Source organism: Rhodoglobus sp. G.S.23 (assembly GCF_056675935.1).
Genome location: NZ_CM155237.1, coordinates 1,448,687 through 1,468,210 on the forward strand (window position 1 = coordinate 1,448,687; position 19,524 = coordinate 1,468,210).

The following is a 19,524-nucleotide window of genomic DNA, read 5'->3' on the forward strand; positions in this document are numbered from 1 at the left end:
GTACCCTACTGAATGAACCATGGCGGGTAGACCGCCACTTTGGTCGCGAAGGATGCAGAATCGAGCAGTTGCTTCACACGATCTCGAGCGCGGTCACTAGCTACACCAACAAGCTGCACTTCGTCGAAGGCAAATGAACCATGAATCAGAACTTCAGCATCCTCCGTGAGTTCGTCGGCGCGCAAATTCCCCAGCATTCGCGTCTTGGTTTCTTCATCAGCGGCAAACCGAGTGAGCGATGCAGAAGCGTCACCATCGGCAAGCACCGCGTCATCACCGAGAGCACGAATGGTTGTTACCAAAAAAACGAAATCTGTCGATGATGCTGCACGTGCGGCATCCGACCACCGTGGCTCCATTGCGCCATCCCGCAGCTCACGCCATGCACTTGACTCAGGTACGAGGCTGAATGGCACGTAACGGTCGACCGACTCCCCCGTGCTAAGCGAGGCTGTGCTGCGAAGTTCACGAGTAAGAGGCGAACTGATGTCTAAGATCGGAGTTTCGATTTGAGCTGCAGCAACCAGTTGTCCCGTACGAAGAATATTTTCGAGATTGCTGATGTGCGTGACGTGATAGGCCCGCTGATCGGCCAGGACCGGGAGCTTATTGCTTGACGCTCGTGGCGCACCAGGTACGCGTTTGGTACGCGATGACGTTGTTGCCCGCGTCACTGGCTTGGCAGGGGCAGCCTTGGGGAAGCAGGAATCGCACAATTGATTCTCGAAGCCGTGGATGCACTCGGTGCCACTCATTGGGTCCTTTCTCGGAGTTCAGAAATGACCTCCGTTCCCAAGGTACGGCAATTATCGTCGCTGTATTGCCGACGCTGCTCGCATGGCCAACTCCCGGAGTAGTGATTCGTGGCTCGAATCGAACGTGCGGGGTCCAGTATCGAAGATGCAGACAGCGCCTACAACATCGCCGTTAGGTGCCGAAATCGGGTAGCTGGCATAGAACCGGATACGCGGCCCCCTCAGAACCCAGGGGTGATCGGAGAACCGAGGATCCTTGAGAGTGTCTTGCAATACGACGAGACCTTGGGCGACAAATGCCGCGCTGCAGAAGTCCCCTGCTTCGTCACGCCGCATGTCGCCAACACCTGAGGTGGAGGTGAACCAGAACGTTTCTTGATCGTGAAACGTAACCGCAGCGCCCGTAGTGTTAAACATGACTCGAGCGGACTGAGTGATCGTCTCAAGCGAGTTCGACACCGACCCAATTGAGAGTGCGGAATCGTCGAATGCTGGACGATCGGTATTCGACGACCAATTTGAGGGCTGAACGGCGCCATCTGCGAGTCGAGCAGCAATTACTGGAGCCAGCTCGTGCGCCCAGTGCGCGTAGGTGTGGCTTGCAAACGGAATGCTAGCGGAATCCGACGGTGGAGTTGCGGGAACAAATGTGATGCCCGCTCGCGCCGCACAGAGCTGTTCAATTATGGCGTTGAGCTTGGCGATATTCATATTGACAATGCGGAGCAGCATGGCGGGCAGCGTAAGCAACTCGTCGGCGGGTGCAATCCCCACGATGAAACTGTGAAGTGCACCTCCCCCGCTGTCTTTGATAGCGTCGAGCAGCGCTGACACGTCTCGCCGCCACACAAAGAGCGAGCGCATCCGTATGGTGTCTGCTCCTCCCAAGGTCAGCACAAGTGCATCAAATTTCTCTAGACGCGCCCAGCCAATGATGACACGGATGTCTGCAGCGGACATGGAAGGGTCGGAGACGATGTCGACGCTGCACCCGCGTTTGGTGAGTGCGGAAAGTTCACGGGCGAGGTGACCGCCGAGGCCCAGCTCGTGCGTAGCAACTCCGAATCCAGCTGACTTTCCCGGACCAAGCAGCAGCACGCGGTCGGGATCCGGGCCAACTGCTTCAGCGCGCGGGTCATCTGTGGGCACCACAAGGGTCCGCCAACTCTGCGGAATTAGCGCAAGACAAAGCTTGACTAAAGGCCACGCCAATAGCGCAGCATAGCTACGAAACAATCGATCCCCACCCGAACGTCCAGACACGGACGCACTCAAGCTACAAAGTATAGACCTGAATACTTTTCAGAACTAGCAGAATGAGGAAAACTGATGATTATTTACGAGCGGCCTTCGCAGAGCGTTCGGCCTTGATCCGTGCATTCTCTTCGTTGACCGCGGCGTGAACCGATCGCTCCTCAACGAGCCATTGCGGCATTTCGACGAGAAGCGATTTGATCTCTGAAGTTGTCATCACGTCGGGCGCTCCTGCACGGGCGAGTCCCGATGTCGAAACCCCGAGTTTTTGAGCAACAACCTGTCGAGGATGGGGCCCTTCGCGGCGCAATTGTGCTAACCATTCCGGAGGTGATTCGAGCAGCGCTGCAAGTTCTTCGCGACTAATTTCGGAGTCACGGAACTCTTCTGGGGTTGCTGGCAGATAAATACCGAGCTTTTTGGCGGCTGTCGCGGGCTTCATGGTCTGAACTGGCACGCCCCAAGACTAACCTGAACCCATGCCTTCGTCATTCACTGTTGCCTTCGTTCTCGGTGCGACCCCGGGCAAATGGGCACGCGTCTGGAATGAGCGTCTCGTCGATGTCGCTCTGAATCTTGTAGCAAGCGAGCAAGAAGAGGCATTGGCCATGCTGCACAGCGGCGCCGCCGACGTCGCCCTCCTGCGTCTACCTATCGATTTAGATTTCGATGGCGATCGTCCGCTAGCCGCAATCCCGCTCTACACAGAACGTGCCGTCGTGGTTGTCCCTAAGGAACACGCACTGGCTAAGTCGGAGTCGGTCAATCGTTCCGAACTTAGCGCTGAGAATGAGTTATCTGGTGGCTGGTCAGAGGCAACAGAACTTGTTGCTGCCAATGTGGGAGTGGCCATTATGCCGCAGTCGGTAGCACGAGCACTGATGCGCCGGGATGTCGTGGCAAAGCTACTCGACGACGGGCCAGAGTGGCAGGTCGCCGTTGCGTGGCGCGACGGTTCGGTTGATCCGCACGTTGAAGAATTCATCGGCATCGTTCGCGGACGCACTGCACGGAGTTCACGGGGAACAGCGAAGGCTTCAGAGTCTGCTGACGCAACGGCGGAAGCTAGCCAGGACAAAACGGCAACAAAGAAACAGCAACGTCCTAGTCAGGCGAGCCCTCGCGTCAAATACCCGCGAGCGAACGTACGACGTCCGGCTCGTCCGGGCAAGCGTCAGAACAAGAAACGCTAGCGGGCCGACCGCGACATACGGAGCCGCCAGCTCGTGCGCGTGATCGTTTAGCTACTCTTTCACTCCTGGACCGTCGAGCGCCCCGGCAATTTCGGGAGCGATCGCGTCAGCCCAAGTTCGATAATTTTGCCGGCCCTCTATAGCTTCCGCATCTTCAGGCTCTGGCGCGAAATCGATCCGGTAGACACGTTGTCGTTGTTCAACGAGTAGACGAATTTGTTCATTGTATTCAGATGTCAGCGTCAAGAGACGGCGCTGGTAAGCGGCGGTAAAGGTCGACATCTTTGGCGCAGTGCAATCCAAAACAAAGACTTGCGTACGCGATGTGGTGTTGGCAAGGACCGAGTCGACCAGCTCGCCGATGCGTCGACCCCACGTTCGTGCGGGGCGAAAAGAGAGAAGGTCGAAAGTTCCGAACGACAGTACTACGGCATCCGTTTCGCTGAGTGTTTGAGGCGTGAGGAGTGACTGTGCTGCTTTAGGGGACAGCCTGGCGCCGGCGATTGTCGCCACTTGAGTGCCGCGACCCGTGATGGCGGCGAGCGAGCGAGCGAGCGAACCCCCGAGGGCGAGCTCATGAGATGCAACCCCGTAGCCGACAACGACGCCCGAACCGCACAGGAGAATATTCCGAGAATTGGGTCCGTCAACTACCACGGGCGGACCAGCTTCAGGCACAGGAAGACCTCGCCACGAATGTGGTGAGGTATATAACCACACAAGCATGAATGACTTCATCACGATATGTCCTAGCGTGGCGAACATCTCTTGTTCTCCGTTTCGGGTATATCGGAGCGCATCGCTCAGGTGGTTGCGATGTAAATGTCCCAGCGGGAGGGGCAGTCTAATTATGCGGATCATAACATCGTTATGAGCCGCTAACCATACCTCCGCGGCTCAAAGGACCGCGCTCCCCGCTCCTAACGTGTGCTGATGCTTGCGAATTTTCGCACCGCAAGCGGAATGAAAATCGCCAACATCAGTACAATTCCGATGAGGACTGTGATCACTGGATGTTGTTGCGACCACACCTCGGACTGCGCAGAGCCCACAGGGGTATTGCCGAACAACTCACGAGCTGCTTGCACTAAGGCCGATACGGGGTTGAGTTCCGCAAATGCGCGCAACGGCCCTGGCAGAGTTTCTGCGGGAACAAACGCATTTGAGATGAAGGTGAGCGGAAAGAGCACCAAGAAAGAAACATTGTTGATCACCTCGGGGCTGCGAACGCTCATTCCGATGAACGCCATTACCCACGACAACGCATAGGCAAAGAGCAAGAGCAGCGCGATCGCAGCGAGAGCCTCAAATGGGCTTGAGTTGATTCGCCAACCCACAATGAGTCCTGTGGCCATCATCACGACCATCGAAATTGAGTTAATGAGGAGATCGCCATTTGTGCGACCAACCAGCACAGCCGATGAGCTCATGGGTAATGTGCGAAAACGGTCAATAATCCCGTCTTTCAGGTCTTGGGCCATAGCCGAACCAGAGTAGGTGGAACCAAAAACCACTGTCTGGGCGAAAATACCCGCCATGATGAACTCGGCGTACGTGCTGCCGGGAATATCGATCACGCCGGCGTAGACATAGGTAAATAGCAGTACGAACATGATCGGCTGCAGGGTCGTAAAGACCAAGATGTCAGGGACACGTTTGATCTTGATGAGGTTGCGGCGAGTGGTGATCCATCCATCGTTGAGCCATGCGGCGACCGGCGAAGATGTGGTGGGGTACGGTGTTTTTTCGCGAACCGTAGCGGTCATTGCTGTGCCTTCTTTGCTGAAGTTGCTTTCTGCGTTGCGGATGAGGAAGTCGAGTCTGTTGGCTCAGCATCATCCGTGCTCGCCGTGTGGCCGGTGAGTTTCAAGAACACATCGTCGAGAGTCGGCCTGCGCATTCCTGCGTCATAAAGTTGGATGCCCTGGCTGGCGAACTCACTGAGAATACGTTGCAGTGCGGCAGGGGCGTCTTCTGCGTTAACCGTGAGTCCACGACCATCGAGGTTCACAACAGGTTCGGTTGTGCCAAATCGGGTGAGGATTTCGATGGCGGCAGCTGAATCATCCGTCGAAACAAGACTCACTTCAACGCGTTGGCCACCGATTGAAGCTTTGAGTTCGTCTGAGGTTCCCTTCGCAATGACCTTGCCATCGTCGATCACCGAGATACTGTCAGCGAGCTGGTCAGCCTCTTCGAGATACTGGGTGGTGAGGAGAACGGTTGTGCCCTCCCCCACTAGCGACGTGATGATCTCCCACATGCCGATACGGCTGCGCGGGTCAAGGCCGGTCGTCGGTTCGTCGAGGAAGAGCACCGGCGGTCGCATGACGAGGGCGCCAGCGAGGTCGATGCGTCGCCGCATGCCGCCAGAGAATCCCTTAACCGGACGATTTTGCGCTTCTGTGAGGTCAAAGAGGTCAATGAGTTCACGAGCCCGTTCGCGAGACTGTTGTGCGCCCAAATGGTAAAGGCGGCCAACCATATCGAGGTTTTCAAAGCCCGTGAGATTTTCGTCGACGGCCGCGTACTGCCCGGACACCCCAATCATTGGGCGAATACGTTCTGGTGAAGCGATCGCATCAATTCCATTGATTGTCGCGGTGCCCGAATCGGGGCGGATAAGCGTTGTGAGCACTTTTACTGTTGTCGTTTTTCCTGCACCATTCGGGCCGAGAAGGGCGGTAACTGTTCCCTGAGGAACGACAAGATCGAGACCGTCGAGCGCATGAACCGGCGCGGCCCCTTTGGGCGTGTAGGTCTTTCTGAGGTCAACTGCTTCGATGAAAGTCACGAAGCAAAGGTAGATGATGCGTGCGACATCGTAAAGACACGCCGGTAGATGTCGTACGCAATTGACACACTCGAACATATGTTCGAATATGAACAGGTGTCCCCTGTCTCCGCTCAAGCTTTTTCAGCAACCGCTGAAGCGCGATCGAGTGTGCAAAGCGGGAGGTCTATCGCAGCCAGCTCGGCTTCAGAACGGGTAGCCGAACTGCAATCCCGCATCGCCCAGATGCAGTCGCGCACACTAAATACCCAACTGATCCCCACCCACCCTGCTATCGGCAAACTTTTACCCGGTGGTGGTTTGCAACAGGGCAGCGTTTATTCGATAGATAAATCAACCATGTTGCTGATGGCATTGCTCGCGCCACCGTCTGCGGCAGGGTCTTGGTGTGCAGTCATTGGGGTTCCTGAGTTTGGCATCGAAGCAGCCGCACGCTTCGGGGTCGATCTTGAACGGTTGGTGTTGGTTCCGCATCCGGGTGACCAATGGTTGGCCGTTACTGCGGCGATCGCAGATGTCGTTGATGTTGTTGTGGCTCGACCCCCTGCTCGAGCTTCTGATTCTGCTGTCGCACGGTTGGCTTCACGGCTTCGGCAGCGCAAATCTACGCTGCTCATGATGGGGTCGTGGCCGCAAAGCGAAGCAATGGTGTCGTTGGGCGAAAGTCGATGGCATGGCATTGGTGCGGGTTATGGGCACTTGGCTGCTCGCGAGGTAACCGTCACTGTCACAAGCAAGAGTGCTGCACGTCCCCGCAGTGCGCGATTGTGGTTACCCGATTCGGCAGAAACTATTCGGTCCTATAACGACCACGAGTTGGCCAAACCTGAACTGACAGTCCTGCCTGAACTGACAGTCCTGCCGCAAATTTCGGCGCTGCCGCATCGGGTGTCAGCATGACCGCCACACCGCTTCCTTTGGCTCAGCGCTCCGCTAATCCTCTTTCTCTCCCCCGCGTTCTTGTGCTGTGGTGTCCTGATTGGCCAGTGGTTGCTGCCAGACAACACGAAAAGTTGCCGACGGATGCTCCGCTCGTGCTCACTGAGAAGGGTCTCGTTTTTGCCGCTTCTGCTTCTGCGCGGGCTGAGGGGATCAGCCGGGGGTTGAGGTTGCGAGAAGCGCAGTCGAAGTTTCCTGGGCTTATCGATCGCGCCTACGATCCTGCGCTCGATAGTCGTGCATTCGAACCTGTGATTGCTGGCGTTGAAGAGCTAATTCCTGGCGTACAACTACTTCGACCGGGCATGTGTGCTGTGAGGGTGCGTGGTGCCGCCCAGTATTACGGTGGCGAAAAGGCTGCAGCACTCACCGTCATTGATCGAGTTAATGAGATTGTTGCGTCCGATGCACGAGTGGGTATTGCTGATGCCCTCTTCACTGCGGTGCATGCTGCACGCAGCACTGTGGGGGCAGATCCGCATTCTCGCTCCGGTCAGGCGCGACTCATTCCTCTCGGAGAGTCTGCAAACTTTCTGGCACCACTACCCATCGCGGTGCTTGAAGAGCCCCCGATCGCCACTCTTCTCCTGAAATTGGGTATCTCTACTCTTGGCGGCTTTGCCCAGCTTGAGCACAGCGATGTTCGTATTCGTTTTGGAGAACTCGGCGCTCGATTGCATTCCCTTGCTGGTGGTCGTGACCCCCAGGCATTTATTGCCCGCACGCCTCCTCTCGATCTTGATGTTGTTATCGATTTTGAGCCAGCACTCGACAGGGTCGACCAAGTGGCCTTCGGCATTCGCAGTCTGGCTGATGATTTCATTGCGGCACTGGTGAATGCCCAATTAGTTGCCACCGCGATTCGTGTCGAGCTTGATTCCGAATCTGGCGAAATTGCCGAACGTGTGTGGTTACATCCGCGGTCATTCACTGCAAGCGATGTTGTTGATCGTGTCCGTTGGCAGGTGCAAGGCTCCGGTCTTATTGATGCAGGTTTGAGTTCGGGTATCAGTCGTGTGCGCATTGTGCCCGAAACGGTGGATGCGATTGGCAACCACGAAACAGGATTGTGGGGTTCTGGGCTTGAGCCGCGCATCCATCACGGACTCTCTCGAGTGCAGAGCATGCTCGGGCATGGGGCTGTGCTCATGCCAACTCTGCAGGGTGGGCGAACGCTTCAGTCGCGGCAGCAATTTACCGCTTGGGGCGATCGCAGCATTGATGAAAGATCTGCGCATCGGCCGTGGCCAGGGGCGCTGCCTGCTCCCCTACCGGGAACAGTTTTTTCATCGCGTCATGCTGTGCATGTTTTTGCTCACGATGGCAGTCCAGTTTCCGTGGATGAGCGAGGTCAGGTTGCTGCGGCCCCCGCACGTTTTGCGACCAGCGATTCGCGCTCGCGCACGCTAACGGCGTGGGCAGGGCCGTGGCCTCTCGCTGAACGCTGGTGGGAGGCGGGGGCCTCAGGAAATGCTTGGCGTTTTCAAGCCGTCGATGACACCGGATGTGCGTGGTTGCTTGTGCTCGACGATGGCGGCTGGTGGGCCGAAGCGAGGTACGACTAATGCACGTGTGGTTGATGAACGTTCCGCGGGGTGAGGTGTCTCATGGCGTGGTCTAATCCTCCGATTCCGTGGCACCAGCTTGAGCGAACGCTGTCGGGGTTTGGCTCGGTTACACCGATTGGCGAAGCCGGTGACGGGCGTGCCATGTCGTTGGTGTCGAGCAAACGTGTGCCCTATGTCCCTCCGAATGAGCATCTCGATGTAGAGCATGGTGCGTCGACGGGCGACGCCGATACGGCATCCCTTAGTGAGGTTGTGCCCTATGCCGAGCTTCACGCGCATTCGAGCTTCAGTTTTCTTGATGGCGCGAGCATGCCGGAGAAGCTGGCAGAAGAAGCTGCTCGGCTGGGACTGACTGCTCTTGCTCTTACCGATCATGACGGGCTCTACGGAATTGTCCGAATGGCTGAGGCCGCAGCCGAGTTGGGGCTTTCCACACTGTTTGGTGCAGAACTTTCTTTGAATCTCACAGAACCGCAAGCCGGCAACGCTGATCCGGAAGGCGAACACTTGCTGGTGCTTGCTCGCAAAGAGGAGGGGTATCACCGATTGGCGCTGGCTATTACTCGCGCGCAACTGGCGGGAGGAGAAAAGGGGCGCCCGCAGTATGACCTGAACGAATTGGCGGAGTTGGCAGGGGGACACTGGTTTGTGCTGACCGGATGCCGAAAGGGTGCTGTGCGTCGAGCGCTCTGTGGCCCGAACCCCAATTCAGCACCAAGCAATGAATCAATAACGGCTGCTGGCCACGAGATCGACCGACTGTGTGAGCTCTTCGGCAGCGAAGCTGTCATTGTGGAACTTTTCGATCAGGGGTATCCCCTCGACTCTGCTTACAACGATGCTCTCTACTCTTTAGCTCATGCGCGTGGTCTCCGTGTTGTTGCCACCTCGAACGCTCACTATGCGACGCCACGCCAACATCATCTTCATTCGGCGATTTCCGCCGTGCGTGCTCGACGCAGTCTTGATGAGATGGATGGCTGGCTCCCTGCTGCCGGAACAGCTCATCTGAAGTCGGGCGTCGAGATGACGGCACGCTTTTCCCGCTACCCCGGTGCGGTGGCTACGACGGTTGAGGTGGCCAATGAGGCGGCGTTTGAACTGAGACAGGCGAAGCCAGCCCTTCCTGATCAGGCGGTGCCAGAGGGGCATACGCCGTCGAGCTGGCTACGTGAACTCACCTGGGCGGGAGTCGCCGATCGAGCGATCACACTTTCTGCAGCTAACCGGGCACGTATCCAGCGTGAACTTGATGTGATCGAAGAGAAGAATTTCGCCGGCTACTTCTTGATTGTGCACGACATTGTGGCGTTTGCTCGCGGCCGAGGAATCTTGTGTCAGGGACGAGGCTCAGCGGCCAGTTCAGTGGTGTGTTATTTGCTGAAGATCACGGCGGTCGATCCGATTCGCTACAAGCTTCCGTTTGAGAGGTTTATTTCGGCAATGCGCGAAGAGGAACCCGACATTGATGTCGATTTCGATTCCGAACGTCGTGAAGAGGTCATCCAATACGTCTTTGACCGCTACGGGCGCGAAAATGCGGCCCAGGTGGCGAACGTGATTCAGTATCGTCCCCGGTTTGCTGTGCGCGATATGGCGAAAGCACTCGGCTACAGCGCGGGTCAGCAAGATGCCTGGTCACAGCAAATGGAGCGGTGGGGTTCTGAAGTTTCCGGAATCGACCATGACATTCCCGACTCGGTGTTGGAACTTGCTCAGCAGGTGATGAAGTTTCCGCGGCACTTAGGTATCCATTCGGGCGGAATGGTGCTGACGCAACGACCCGTTGGCGAAGTTGTGCCCATTGAGCATGCCCGCAAAGAAAAGCGCACAGTGGTGCAGTGGGATAAAGATGACTGCGCGTGGATGGGGCTGGTCAAGTTTGATCTTCTCGGCCTCGGCATTCTTTCGGCCATGCAATACAGTTTCGATCTCGTTGATGAGGCACTTGGTGAGCGTTGGGATCTCGCTACGATTCCCGCCGAAGAGCAGGGCGTCTACGACCAGTTGTGTCGAGCTGATGCCATCGGGGTCTTTCAAGTGGAAAGTCGCGCTCAGATGGGGCTGCTGCCGCGTCTGCAGCCGCGAGAGTTTTATCATCTGGTGGTAGAGATTGCGCTCGTTCGCCCCGGTCCGATTCAGGGTGGAGCTGTGCATCCGTATGTGCGCCGCAAGATGGGTGCCGAACCGATCACTTACCTGCATCCCAATCTGGTTGAGCCACTTGAGCGCACCTTGGGGGTACCCATTTTTCAGGAGCAGTTGATGCAGATCGCGGTGGCGGTTGGCGGATGTTCGGCGGATGATGCTGACCTGTTGAGGCGCGCGATGGGGTCGAAGCGCGGCATCGAACGCATCGACAAGTTGCGGTCGAAGCTCTATTCCGGGATGGCGAGCAACGGAATCGTCGGGGCGGATGCCGACCGCATTTACGAGAGCATTCAAGCCTTTGCCGGTTTTGGTTTTGCTGAAAGCCATGCCCTCAGCTTTGGCCTTCTTGTTTATGCCAGCGCGTGGATTCGACTGCACTACCCCGCGGCATTCCTTGCTGCGCTGCTGCGCGCGCAACCGATGGGTTTCTATTCTCCACAGTCTTTGGTGGCGGATGCTCGGCGCCACGGGGTGCAGGTGCGTGGCCCTGACATCCATCGTTCTGGGGTTTTTGCGGGGCTTGAGCAGCACTCTGGGAGCACAGCGCCTACCGGAAGTGGGCAGTGCACCGATCACGAACAGCCACCGGTCGGCCCCTTTGATCGCTCGGCCCACTTTGATACTGATGATCATCGTCGTGATGGTGCATTCGCGGTGCGTCTTGGTTTGGATGAGGTTAAGGGCATCGGTACAGCTGTTGCAGAAAAAATTGTGGCTGAGCGTGATTCGGGCGAGTTCGTTTCAATGAATGATCTAGTTCGCCGCGTAGGGCTCACCACAAAGCAGTTAGAAGCGTTGGCGGCGGCTGGTGCCTTCGATGGGTTCGGGCTGACCCGTCGGGAGGCGCTGTGGAATGCGGGTAATGCTGCACACGATCGGGAAGAGTATTTGCCGAACAGCATGGTCACTGTGCAGCCTCCGCTGTTTTCGTTGGCCTCAAATTTTGATGACCTGATGGCTGATCTTTGGGCAACGGGAATCTCTCCAGCAAGTCATCCTGTGGTGCATCTGCGAGAGGCTTTGACGCGTCGGGGGGTTCTTTCTGCCACTGACCTTGCTGTCACCGAGTCGGGTCGCCGCATCGAGATCGGTGGAGTGGTTACCCATCGGCAGCGTCCGGCAACAGCCAGCGGCATCACCTTTATGAATATCGAAGATGAGACGGGACTCATCAACGTGATTTGCAGTGTCGGTGTCTGGGGGCGGTATCGCCGCATCGCGCGCGACAGTGCAGCCTTGATTGTTCGTGGCATTGTTGAGCGATCAGATGATGGCGTTATTAATGTGCTCGCAGATCGTTTTGAGCCACTTTCTGGGCTTCCCCGCACGCAATCGCGTGATTTCCATTAAAAGAAACTTCATTACCGTTGTGTGAACTTTACGAAATACATGACCCATGCAGCGCAATACTGATATAGCCTTATGGAATCGTTCATGTTCTATACAAGGCATGGATGCGGCCTCGACTGTCGGGGCCTGAAAGAAACGCTCCTGGAGGAGTTTTAAATGGCACTAGGTACCGTCAAGTGGTTCAACGCAGAAAAGGGCTTTGGCTTCATCGCCCCCGAGGACGGAAGTCCTGATGTGTTCGCCCACTACTCGGCCATCGCAACAAATGGCTACAAGTCGCTCGACGAGAACCAAAAGGTTGAGTTTGACATCACACAGGGTCCCAAGGGACCCCAGGCGGAGAACATCCGCCCCATCTGATCTTGATAGTTCAGTAACGAAGACGCCCTCGGTCCTATACCGGGGGCGTTTTCTTGTTAACCCACGATTGTTTTAGCTGCAGCAGCTGCTCGATCAGTCGGATGGACCCACAAGACCACAGCGATGGGGGTTGCGGTGCCACGCGTCCGGCGCCCAGCGTGTTGCGAAATGTGAGAGGCACTCCCCCTAGGAGTGCATGCTTTTACTCAGATAGTCGATGCGCGTTTGCAACTGCGTCACCGTTGCCTGCGCGACAGCAGGCCCTCCGCAGACTCGGCGCAGCTCAGCATGAATGAGTCCGTGGGGTTCGTTGGATAGTTTCGCGCGTCGCCCCACCAGATTATTCAGCAGGGTGCGTTGCTCTTTGAGCGTTCGATACAACGGTTGGGGCTTGTCTGCTTTTGGCTTGCCTTCGGCGCGCCGAGACTGGCGTTTCTGGCGTTGCAGCAGTAGTTCGCGAACCTGTTCAGGTTCCAAAATTCCGGGGAGCCCAATGAAGTCGAGCTCTTCATCACTGCCTGTTTCTGCCGCAAATCCAAACTCATTCCCGTCAAAAAGCACCCGGTCGAAATTTGCATCTGACTCGATTGCTTCCCAAACGAACTCATCTGAAAGCTCATCACTCGTTTTCTCTTCCTGGTTTTCGCTGTCGAGAAGGCTATCGTCAAGCAACTCGTCTTGTGCGCTCTCACGATCGAGTGCGTGATCTCGTTCCTGCTCAAGCTTTTCTGCCAGAAGCATCAGCGATGGAACGCTCGGTAAGAAAATGGATGCGGTCTCGCCACGTCGGCGCACGCGAACGAACCGCCCAACGGCTTGAGCAAAGTAGAGCGGTGTCGACGCTGACGTTGCATACACTCCGACGGCTAGCCGAGGAACGTCTACGCCCTCTGACACCATCCGCACGGCAACCATCCACCGGCTGTCGCTTGCCGCGAACTTCTCGATACGTGCAGAGGACTCTTTTTCGTCAGAGAGGACAATCGTCGCTGACTCCCCCGTAATTTCTTTGATGAGTCCCGCATAGGCGCGCGCAGCGAGCTGGTCAGTAGCAATGACGAGTCCGCCAGCATCCGGAATCGAATGCCGCACTTCGCTAAGACGACGGTCAGCGGCTCGAAGCACTGCCGGCATCCATTCGCCTTGGGGATCAAGGGCAGTGCGCCAAGCTTGGGAAGTCACATCTTTAGTGTCGCCCTCGCCCAGCCGGGCCTCCATCTCATCACCCATGCGGGTGCGCCAACGCATCTTGCCTGCATAGGCCATAAACATGACGGGCCGAACGACGCCGTCGCTGAGGGCACGGCCGTAGCCGTAGCTGTAATCCGTGACTGAAGTGCGAATGCCTTTGCCGTCGGGCGCGTAGGTGACAAACGGGATAGGGGCAGTGTCACTGCGAAATGGAGTCCCCGTGAGGGAGAGTCGCCGGGTCGCGCGGCCAAACGCGGTGTGGATGGCATCGCCCCAACTCAGCGCATCACCGCCGTGATGCACCTCGTCAAGAATGACGAGGGTCCGCGCCGAATCGGTGATTTCTTGATGCAAGGATGCCTTCATTGCGACTTGCGCATAGGTGACGGCGATTCCGTTGAACCGTCGACCACCCCACGCATCGCCGTTGGAGAATCCAGGGTTGAGACGCAACCCAACTCGGTCAGCGGCGTCGGCCCATTGCCGCTTGAGATGGTCTGTTGGGGCGACAACGGTGACGCGGTCGATTTCACGTCGTGCGATCAGTTCAACCGCTAATCGCAGTGCGAAAGTTGTCTTTCCGGCTCCCGGTGTCGCTGCAGCAAGAAAGTCTTTCGGCTCTCGTTCGAAATATAGATCGAGTGCTTCGGCTTGCCACGCCCGCAATTTGGACGCGGTGCCTCTGGCGGCGCGCTCCGGGTACGACGGTGAGAGGTGTTCCGCCGCAAACGTGCCCACGGTTGGGCCAGGCAATGGAGTGCTCACTTGATAAGACTTTACCGTTTCTGACTGACATCGATGGTCGCGGCAGCGGAGTTTCGCTGCAGGCGCGGGCTAATCGCGCTGGCCGAGTCGTGGACGCGCGGAGCGTTCAGCACCTAGCAACCGTGCAGGACCAATAGCTCCGCTGCCGAATCGTGCTGAGGCCGCTTCCATTGCCTCTTCAGCATCACGCCAGCCGTCTGTGGTGTCCCACAAGCTGATGAGCGTTCCTCCGGGGTCGACGAGTTGTTCTCCGCGCACACCGACGAGGCGGACGGGACGTCCTTCGGCCACAAACTCGTCGTAAATGCCTCGGACGGTCTCGTAAAGGGTGCGACCGAGATCGGTGGGCTCAGGCAGCTTGCGGGAGCGCGTCACCGTGCTGAAATCCTCGAATCGTAATTTGAGAACGACAGTTCGCGCCACCACGCCGGCAGCTCTCAGACGAATGGCAACTTTTCCGGACAGGCGCAGAAGCTCTCTGCGGATCCCGTCGGCGTCGAGCACGTCGTATTCGAAAGTCGTCTCGTGGCCGATGCTCTTTTCTGCCGGGCGCTCTTCGACCTCTCGGTGGTCATTGCCCCAGGCGAGGTTATGCAGTTTCACGGCACCGGCCTCCCCCACTGCTCGCGTTAGCGACTCGCGATCGGCGTGGGCGATGTGGGCAATGGTGGAGAAGCCACGCTGCTGAAGCGTCTCCTCGGTCTTGCCGCCGACGCCCCAGAGTGCAGAGATGGGCAACGGATGAAGAAACTCGATGGTCTTGTCGGCCGGAATCACGAGCAGACCGTCTGGCTTTGACAAACCTGACGCTACTTTAGCTACATACTTGGATGCCGCAGCACCCACTGAGCAGACTAAACCTGTCTCGGCGAGGACTCGCGCGCGAAGCAATGCAGCGATTTCTTTGGGCGAGCCATAGATCGCGCGTGCGCCAGCCACGTCGAGGAAGGCTTCGTCGATGCCCAATCGCTCGACCTTTGGTGTGAGTTCATCGCAAATCTCAAAGACTTTGGCTGAGTAGTGCTGGTACCGCTCAAAATGTGGCTCAAGCACGATGGCTTTAGGGCAGCGTCGAAGCGCCAGAGCCATCGGCATCGCCGAGTTCACGCCGTATCTACGAGCTTCGTAGGTGGCGGCCGTGACAACTGAGCGGGTCGAGTTGTGGCCGACAATTACTGGCTTGCCAATGAGTTCGGGGTGATCGAGGAGCTCAACGGAAGCGAAGAAGGCATCCATGTCGACGTGCAGGATGGTTGCGGTGCTGTCGTCGACGTCGAGTGCCGACACGTGCCGTGTCAGTCCGTCTTGCTTGCCCATGCTCCTATTCTCTCAGGAGCCTCTGACGCTGCGGTGACGCTTCACTGCCCCTCCGCAAGCCGAGTATTCGAACCGCTAAGCAGGCCGGGGTGGCGGGCCACGGTGGCGGCTGATAAATCTCCCGCAACCGGTTAAACAAAGCAGGCGGCACACCTCGGTGTGCCGCCTGCTTTCTTAGTAAAGAGTTAGCGACGTGAGCCGCGCGTGACTAGTCCGTAGATGAACAGCACGAGCACTGAACCAGCGATGGCTACAAGCCACGTCTGGATGGAGAAGAATTCTTCGAGCCCGATTTCGAAGATCGCGCCTCCAACGAATCCACCAACGAGTGCACCAACGACACCAAGGATCAGTGTCGCAATCCAACCGCCGCTCTGGCGTCCGGGCAGAATTGCCTTAGCGATGGCTCCGGCGATAAGTCCCAGTACGATCCAACCAATGATTCCCATTGTGTGTTCTCCAAACGGTTGTATGTTGTCTTCGATGTGAAGATCGTGAATAAACCTAATATGCCCCCATCCGGGGGTCAAGTGATACAGGCTGCTCACAGGAATCACTCGGGTTTCGCACAGACAAAATGTGAGGCAAGCTGGATGAATGCAAGAACAACATCCGTGGACTCGATATGTCGCCATTGGCGACTCCTTCACTGAAGGAATTGGCGACCCAGAACCCAACTCCCCCGGCGGCAATCGCGGGTGGGCCGACCGTGTCGCTGAAGTTCTTGGGCAAGACAAAGAAGGCTTTGCCTATGCAAATCTCGCGATCCGTGGGCGACTGCTTAACCAGATTCACGCCGAGCAACTCGAGCCGGCACTGCTGCTCAAGCCCGACTTGATTAGCGTCTCGGCTGGAGGAAACGACATCATCCGCCCCGGTTCAGATCCCGACGAGGTAGCTGGCCGAGTCGATGCGCTCGTTGCCGGGCTACGAAGCGACGGTGCCACAGTCGTGCTATTCACGGGACCAGACATCGGGATGACGCCAGTACTGAATCGCATGCGAGGAAAAGTCGCCATCTATAACGAGAACATTCGCACGATCGCTCATCGGCACGATGCCGTCGTCGCCGACATGTGGTCACTGCGTGAACTCGGTGATCCGCGCATGTGGGCACCGGATCGACTGCACTTCTCCGCTATCGGACATCACACCGTAGCTCGCATGGTTCTTGAGGCTCTCAACGTTGCCAATGAACTCGAACCGTTTAAACCAGAACCTCTTCCGCCGCGGCGTTGGCGCACAGCGAGAGTGGAAGACATCGGTTGGGCGCGCGAACACCTTATGCCTTGGGTGCTCCGTCGAATACGTCACGAGTCGTCTGGAGACAACATCACAGCGAAGCGTCCGGAGTTCTAAGCTTCGATACAACGTCAAAGGGCCCCTACCGACTCGGTAGGGGCCCTTCAGCGTTGTAGTGCGGCGTTCTTTAGCCTGTGTAGCCGGTTCGGCCCGCTGCGGGGCAATCGAATGGGTCACCGTCAGCGCCAAGGCCAACTTCATTGAGGTGACGAATAACAATTCCGTAGGAAGTTACTAGCCCTACCTCGGTGTACTTGATTCCCTTGGTCTTGCAGTATTCCTTGACCATTTCTGCGGCACGAGGCAGGTGCGGTCGAGGCATCGTGGGGAACAAGTGATGTTCGATTTGGTAGTTCAAACCACCCATGAAGTGGTTCATGAAGACACCACTGCGAATGTTGCGGCTAGTAAGTACCTGACGTCGCAGGTAGTCAACCTTCGATCCCTTGGGCAGAATTGGCATTCCCTTGTGATTGGGAGCAAACGATGCGCCCATGTACAAGCCGAAGATGCCCATCTGGACCGCGAGGAAAGCGAACGCCATTCCTACCGGTAGGAACGTGAAAACGACCGCGAGATAACCGATGTTGCGCACGAGGAGCAGGACGATTTCGAGAGCCCGCTTGTCGACCTTCTTCTTGAGGTTGAACACCTCTTGGAAAGCGTGTGAGTGAAGGTTGAAGCCCTCGAGCAAGAGAGCGGGGAAGAAGAGGTAACCTTGGCGGTTAGCCATGAACTTGGTAATTCCCTTGAGGCCGACTGCTTTTTCCTTCTGGAAAATGATGAAGTCAGTTTCGATGTCAGGGTCTTTATCTACCGTGTTGGGGTTCGCGTGGTGACGCGAGTGCTTGTTCATCCACCAGGCGTAGCTGATGCCGACAACGAGGTCGGACATAAGGCGCCCAAGCGTGTCATTGAGCTTGCTCGAGTCGAAGACCTGACGGTGAGCTAGCTCATGCGTCAAGAATGCGTACTGCGTGAAGATGATGCCCATGGCAGCCGCGATGAGCAGCACATACCAAGTGCCGGCCAGCATTGCGAAGCCAAACCAGGCTGCGACCATTGCCAACGTGATGACGGCAAAAGTGATGATGTAAAAGGCTCGACTGCGACGCAGAAGACCAGCTTCGCGCACGGTGCGAAGCAAGGCAGCGAATTCGCTGATGGGATTACCGACACCGCGTGGACCAGTTTTAATTACACGTGTGGGATCGGCTGAGAGAGAACTACTCACGTGACCTCAGAAGTTTCGTATGACTTCCCAGCCATGTGACATACGAGCGGGTGCTCCAGATCAAACAACCTTACCGCTAGTGCCTGTGAGCCCCGTGTTTATTTGATAACTAAAACAAACTCTGCGGATGCGTGAGCCTCCACCACGCTCCCGGGCCGTCGATTTCGTCACTGAAGTGAAGCGGAATTTCAATCGACTCAGAACCGATCTGAACATAGACAACACCGGCGCTTGAGCCTGCGGTAGCGACGCGAACTGGGTCGGCATCCACCGTCATCGTGATGTCATCTTCTCCCCAGACAACACGAGTGATGGTGGCTGAAGTGACAGCGGTGGTGTCATCGCCCCACGGCGTGTCGTATTCGGCAAATTTTTCGCCATCGCTGGCGAGAGTCACTTCTGTATAGCCCTCAGTTGCCTCCGCAATGAGCGTGCGGATTGCCGCAGCGATCGTCGGGTGGTCCGGTCCGCCGAGCACAACGCCAACGAATGTCTTGATCTCATCACCGATGGGAACGTCGGTAGAGAACAGTAGGCACGCATAGTTGTCGAGGAGCGTTCCCGTCTTGATGCCGTCAACGCCGTCGATTCCGAGAAGCTGATTGCGATTGCTCACGATTCCCAAGCCCGGAACTTCCACTGAAGGAGTTCCCACGATCGCCGCAATGACAGGCGTTGAAATCGCGAGGCGCGCGATTTCAGTGAGGTCTTGAGCGGTGCTGGTGTTCGAAGTCTTGATGCCCGACGCCTCGCTGATCGTGGTATTTGCTAGCCCGTGGTCGGTGAGCCAAGTAGCAGCGGCTGAAACGAATGCGTCTTCAGAGCCGTAAGCCCAGAGGGCAAGTGACTGAGCATAATTGTTCGCCGATGCAAGAAGCGTGACGTTCATGACGTCTCGTTGCGACAACTGCTGCCCATCGGAAACGGGCGATACCAGTCCGTATTGCGCTTGTTGGGTGTAGTAGTAGTCGAGATCTGCAGCCCCGAAGGTGATCGTTGGCCCTAACTCGTCAGCTGTTAGCGGCTTGACGTCGAGCACGACAAGCGCCGTGATGATTTTCGTAATCGAGGCGATAGGAAGCGCCTCTTTACTTCCAGCTTGTGCCAGTACGCCCGGACGATCAGTGGCAGCGATCGCTGAAGCCCCATAAGTCGGGAACGTGAATTCGGGCTCCGCGAGCTCTGGCGCTGGGTGAGCGATCGCTGACGCAGAGACTTGTTCGAGAGGCGCGAGCAGCGTGAGAGGGAGGTAGAACGCTGTCGTGAGAACAATTCCGACGACGGAAAACACGACAATACGTCGGCGACGAAAGATTTGGCGTTGAGTCAGCGGCACCGCATAACGCTAACA

At 57.0% G+C, this 19,524-nt stretch carries 17 protein-coding genes; 6 read left to right on the plus strand and 11 right to left on the minus strand.

Annotated features, from left to right (window positions below):
* Positions 1 to 5: 5 nt before the first annotated feature.
* The 3 genes from AC1ENN_RS06975 to AC1ENN_RS06985 all read right to left on the minus strand — a co-directional run bounded on the left by AC1ENN_RS06975 (position 6) and on the right by AC1ENN_RS06985 (position 2,451).
* The gene (locus AC1ENN_RS06975) at positions 6 to 755 is read right to left on the minus strand and encodes a DarT ssDNA thymidine ADP-ribosyltransferase family protein (protein WP_449646644.1); all 750 of its coding nucleotides are present in this window, start codon (positions 753 to 755) and stop codon (positions 6 to 8) included.
* A 51-nt stretch (positions 756 to 806) separates the two neighbouring features.
* Positions 807 to 1,907 (minus strand): GAF domain-containing protein, encoded by a 1,101-nt coding sequence (locus AC1ENN_RS06980; protein WP_449646645.1) that lies wholly within the window; start codon positions 1,905 to 1,907, stop codon positions 807 to 809.
* A gap of 181 nt (positions 1,908 to 2,088) precedes the next feature.
* The gene (locus AC1ENN_RS06985) at positions 2,089 to 2,451 is read right to left on the minus strand and encodes a DUF5997 family protein (protein ID WP_449648173.1); all 363 of its coding nucleotides are present in this window, start codon (positions 2,449 to 2,451) and stop codon (positions 2,089 to 2,091) included.
* 37 nt (positions 2,452 to 2,488) lie between these two features.
* Here AC1ENN_RS06985 and AC1ENN_RS06990 point away from each other — a divergent pair, with 37 nt between their 5' ends.
* A complete protein-coding gene (locus tag AC1ENN_RS06990; RefSeq protein ID WP_449646646.1) occupies positions 2,489 to 3,202 on the plus strand; it encodes a LysR substrate-binding domain-containing protein in 714 nt (237 codons plus the stop codon).
* Between the two features lie 51 nt (positions 3,203 to 3,253).
* Here the strand turns inward: AC1ENN_RS06990 and AC1ENN_RS06995 are convergent, their stop codons facing one another.
* From AC1ENN_RS06995 to AC1ENN_RS07005, 3 genes are all read right to left on the minus strand, one after another.
* Positions 3,254 to 3,967, minus strand: a complete 714-nt coding sequence (locus tag AC1ENN_RS06995) for a GDSL-type esterase/lipase family protein (RefSeq protein WP_480406919.1) — start codon at positions 3,965 to 3,967, stop codon at positions 3,254 to 3,256.
* A 155-nt stretch (positions 3,968 to 4,122) separates the two neighbouring features.
* A complete protein-coding gene (locus tag AC1ENN_RS07000; RefSeq protein ID WP_449646647.1) occupies positions 4,123 to 4,968 on the minus strand; it encodes an ABC transporter permease in 846 nt (281 codons plus the stop codon).
* Positions 4,965 to 5,996, minus strand: coding sequence for an ATP-binding cassette domain-containing protein (locus AC1ENN_RS07005; RefSeq protein ID WP_449646648.1), 1,032 nt, complete (start codon positions 5,994 to 5,996; stop codon positions 4,965 to 4,967). The genes AC1ENN_RS07000 and AC1ENN_RS07005 overlap by 4 nt, the downstream gene beginning before the upstream one ends.
* A gap of 339 nt (positions 5,997 to 6,335) precedes the next feature.
* Here AC1ENN_RS07005 and AC1ENN_RS07010 point away from each other — a divergent pair, with 339 nt between their 5' ends.
* The 4 genes from AC1ENN_RS07010 (at position 6,336) to AC1ENN_RS07025 (ending at position 12,364) form a co-directional block, all read left to right on the plus strand.
* Positions 6,336 to 6,896, plus strand: coding sequence for a hypothetical protein (locus AC1ENN_RS07010; RefSeq protein ID WP_480406920.1), 561 nt, complete (start codon positions 6,336 to 6,338; stop codon positions 6,894 to 6,896).
* Positions 6,893 to 8,500: a DNA polymerase Y family protein gene (locus tag AC1ENN_RS07015; protein ID WP_449646650.1), complete on the plus strand. Its 1,608-nt coding sequence runs from the start codon at positions 6,893 to 6,895 to the stop codon at positions 8,498 to 8,500. Before AC1ENN_RS07010 ends, AC1ENN_RS07015 begins: the two co-directional genes overlap by 4 nt.
* 42 nt (positions 8,501 to 8,542) lie before the next feature.
* Positions 8,543 to 12,004 (plus strand): error-prone DNA polymerase, encoded by a 3,462-nt coding sequence (locus tag AC1ENN_RS07020; protein ID WP_449646651.1) that lies wholly within the window; start codon positions 8,543 to 8,545, stop codon positions 12,002 to 12,004.
* 156 nt (positions 12,005 to 12,160) lie between these two features.
* Positions 12,161 to 12,364 carry a cold-shock protein gene (locus tag AC1ENN_RS07025; RefSeq protein ID WP_009772173.1) on the plus strand — a complete coding sequence of 68 codons (204 nt, stop codon included), beginning with the start codon at positions 12,161 to 12,163 and terminating at the stop codon, positions 12,362 to 12,364.
* 186 nt (positions 12,365 to 12,550) lie between these two features.
* On the opposite strand, the gene AC1ENN_RS07030 is transcribed toward AC1ENN_RS07025, so the two are convergent.
* The 3 genes from AC1ENN_RS07030 to AC1ENN_RS07040 all read right to left on the minus strand — a co-directional run bounded on the left by AC1ENN_RS07030 (position 12,551) and on the right by AC1ENN_RS07040 (position 16,086).
* On the minus strand, positions 12,551 to 14,320 hold the full coding sequence (locus AC1ENN_RS07030; protein ID WP_449646652.1) for a DEAD/DEAH box helicase: 1,770 nt from the start codon (positions 14,318 to 14,320) through the stop codon (positions 12,551 to 12,553).
* Between the two features lie 69 nt (positions 14,321 to 14,389).
* Positions 14,390 to 15,637, minus strand: coding sequence for a DNA polymerase IV (gene dinB / locus AC1ENN_RS07035; protein ID WP_480392141.1), 1,248 nt, complete (start codon positions 15,635 to 15,637; stop codon positions 14,390 to 14,392).
* A gap of 185 nt (positions 15,638 to 15,822) precedes the next feature.
* Positions 15,823 to 16,086 (minus strand): GlsB/YeaQ/YmgE family stress response membrane protein, encoded by a 264-nt coding sequence (locus AC1ENN_RS07040; RefSeq protein ID WP_480405739.1) that lies wholly within the window; start codon positions 16,084 to 16,086, stop codon positions 15,823 to 15,825.
* Between the two features lie 148 nt (positions 16,087 to 16,234).
* On the opposite strand from AC1ENN_RS07040, the gene AC1ENN_RS07045 reads away from it, so the two are divergent.
* Positions 16,235 to 16,996, plus strand: a complete 762-nt coding sequence (locus AC1ENN_RS07045) for an SGNH/GDSL hydrolase family protein (RefSeq protein WP_449646655.1) — start codon at positions 16,235 to 16,237, stop codon at positions 16,994 to 16,996.
* A 70-nt stretch (positions 16,997 to 17,066) separates the two neighbouring features.
* Here the strand turns inward: AC1ENN_RS07045 and AC1ENN_RS07050 are convergent, their stop codons facing one another.
* Complete coding sequence (locus AC1ENN_RS07050; RefSeq protein WP_449646656.1) at positions 17,067 to 18,173, minus strand: fatty acid desaturase family protein; 1,107 nt, start codon at positions 18,171 to 18,173, stop codon at positions 17,067 to 17,069.
* 109 nt (positions 18,174 to 18,282) lie between these two features.
* A complete protein-coding gene (locus AC1ENN_RS07055) occupies positions 18,283 to 19,509 on the minus strand; it encodes a D-alanyl-D-alanine carboxypeptidase family protein (RefSeq protein ID WP_480405740.1) in 1,227 nt (408 codons plus the stop codon).
* Positions 19,510 to 19,524 lie beyond the last annotated feature (15 nt).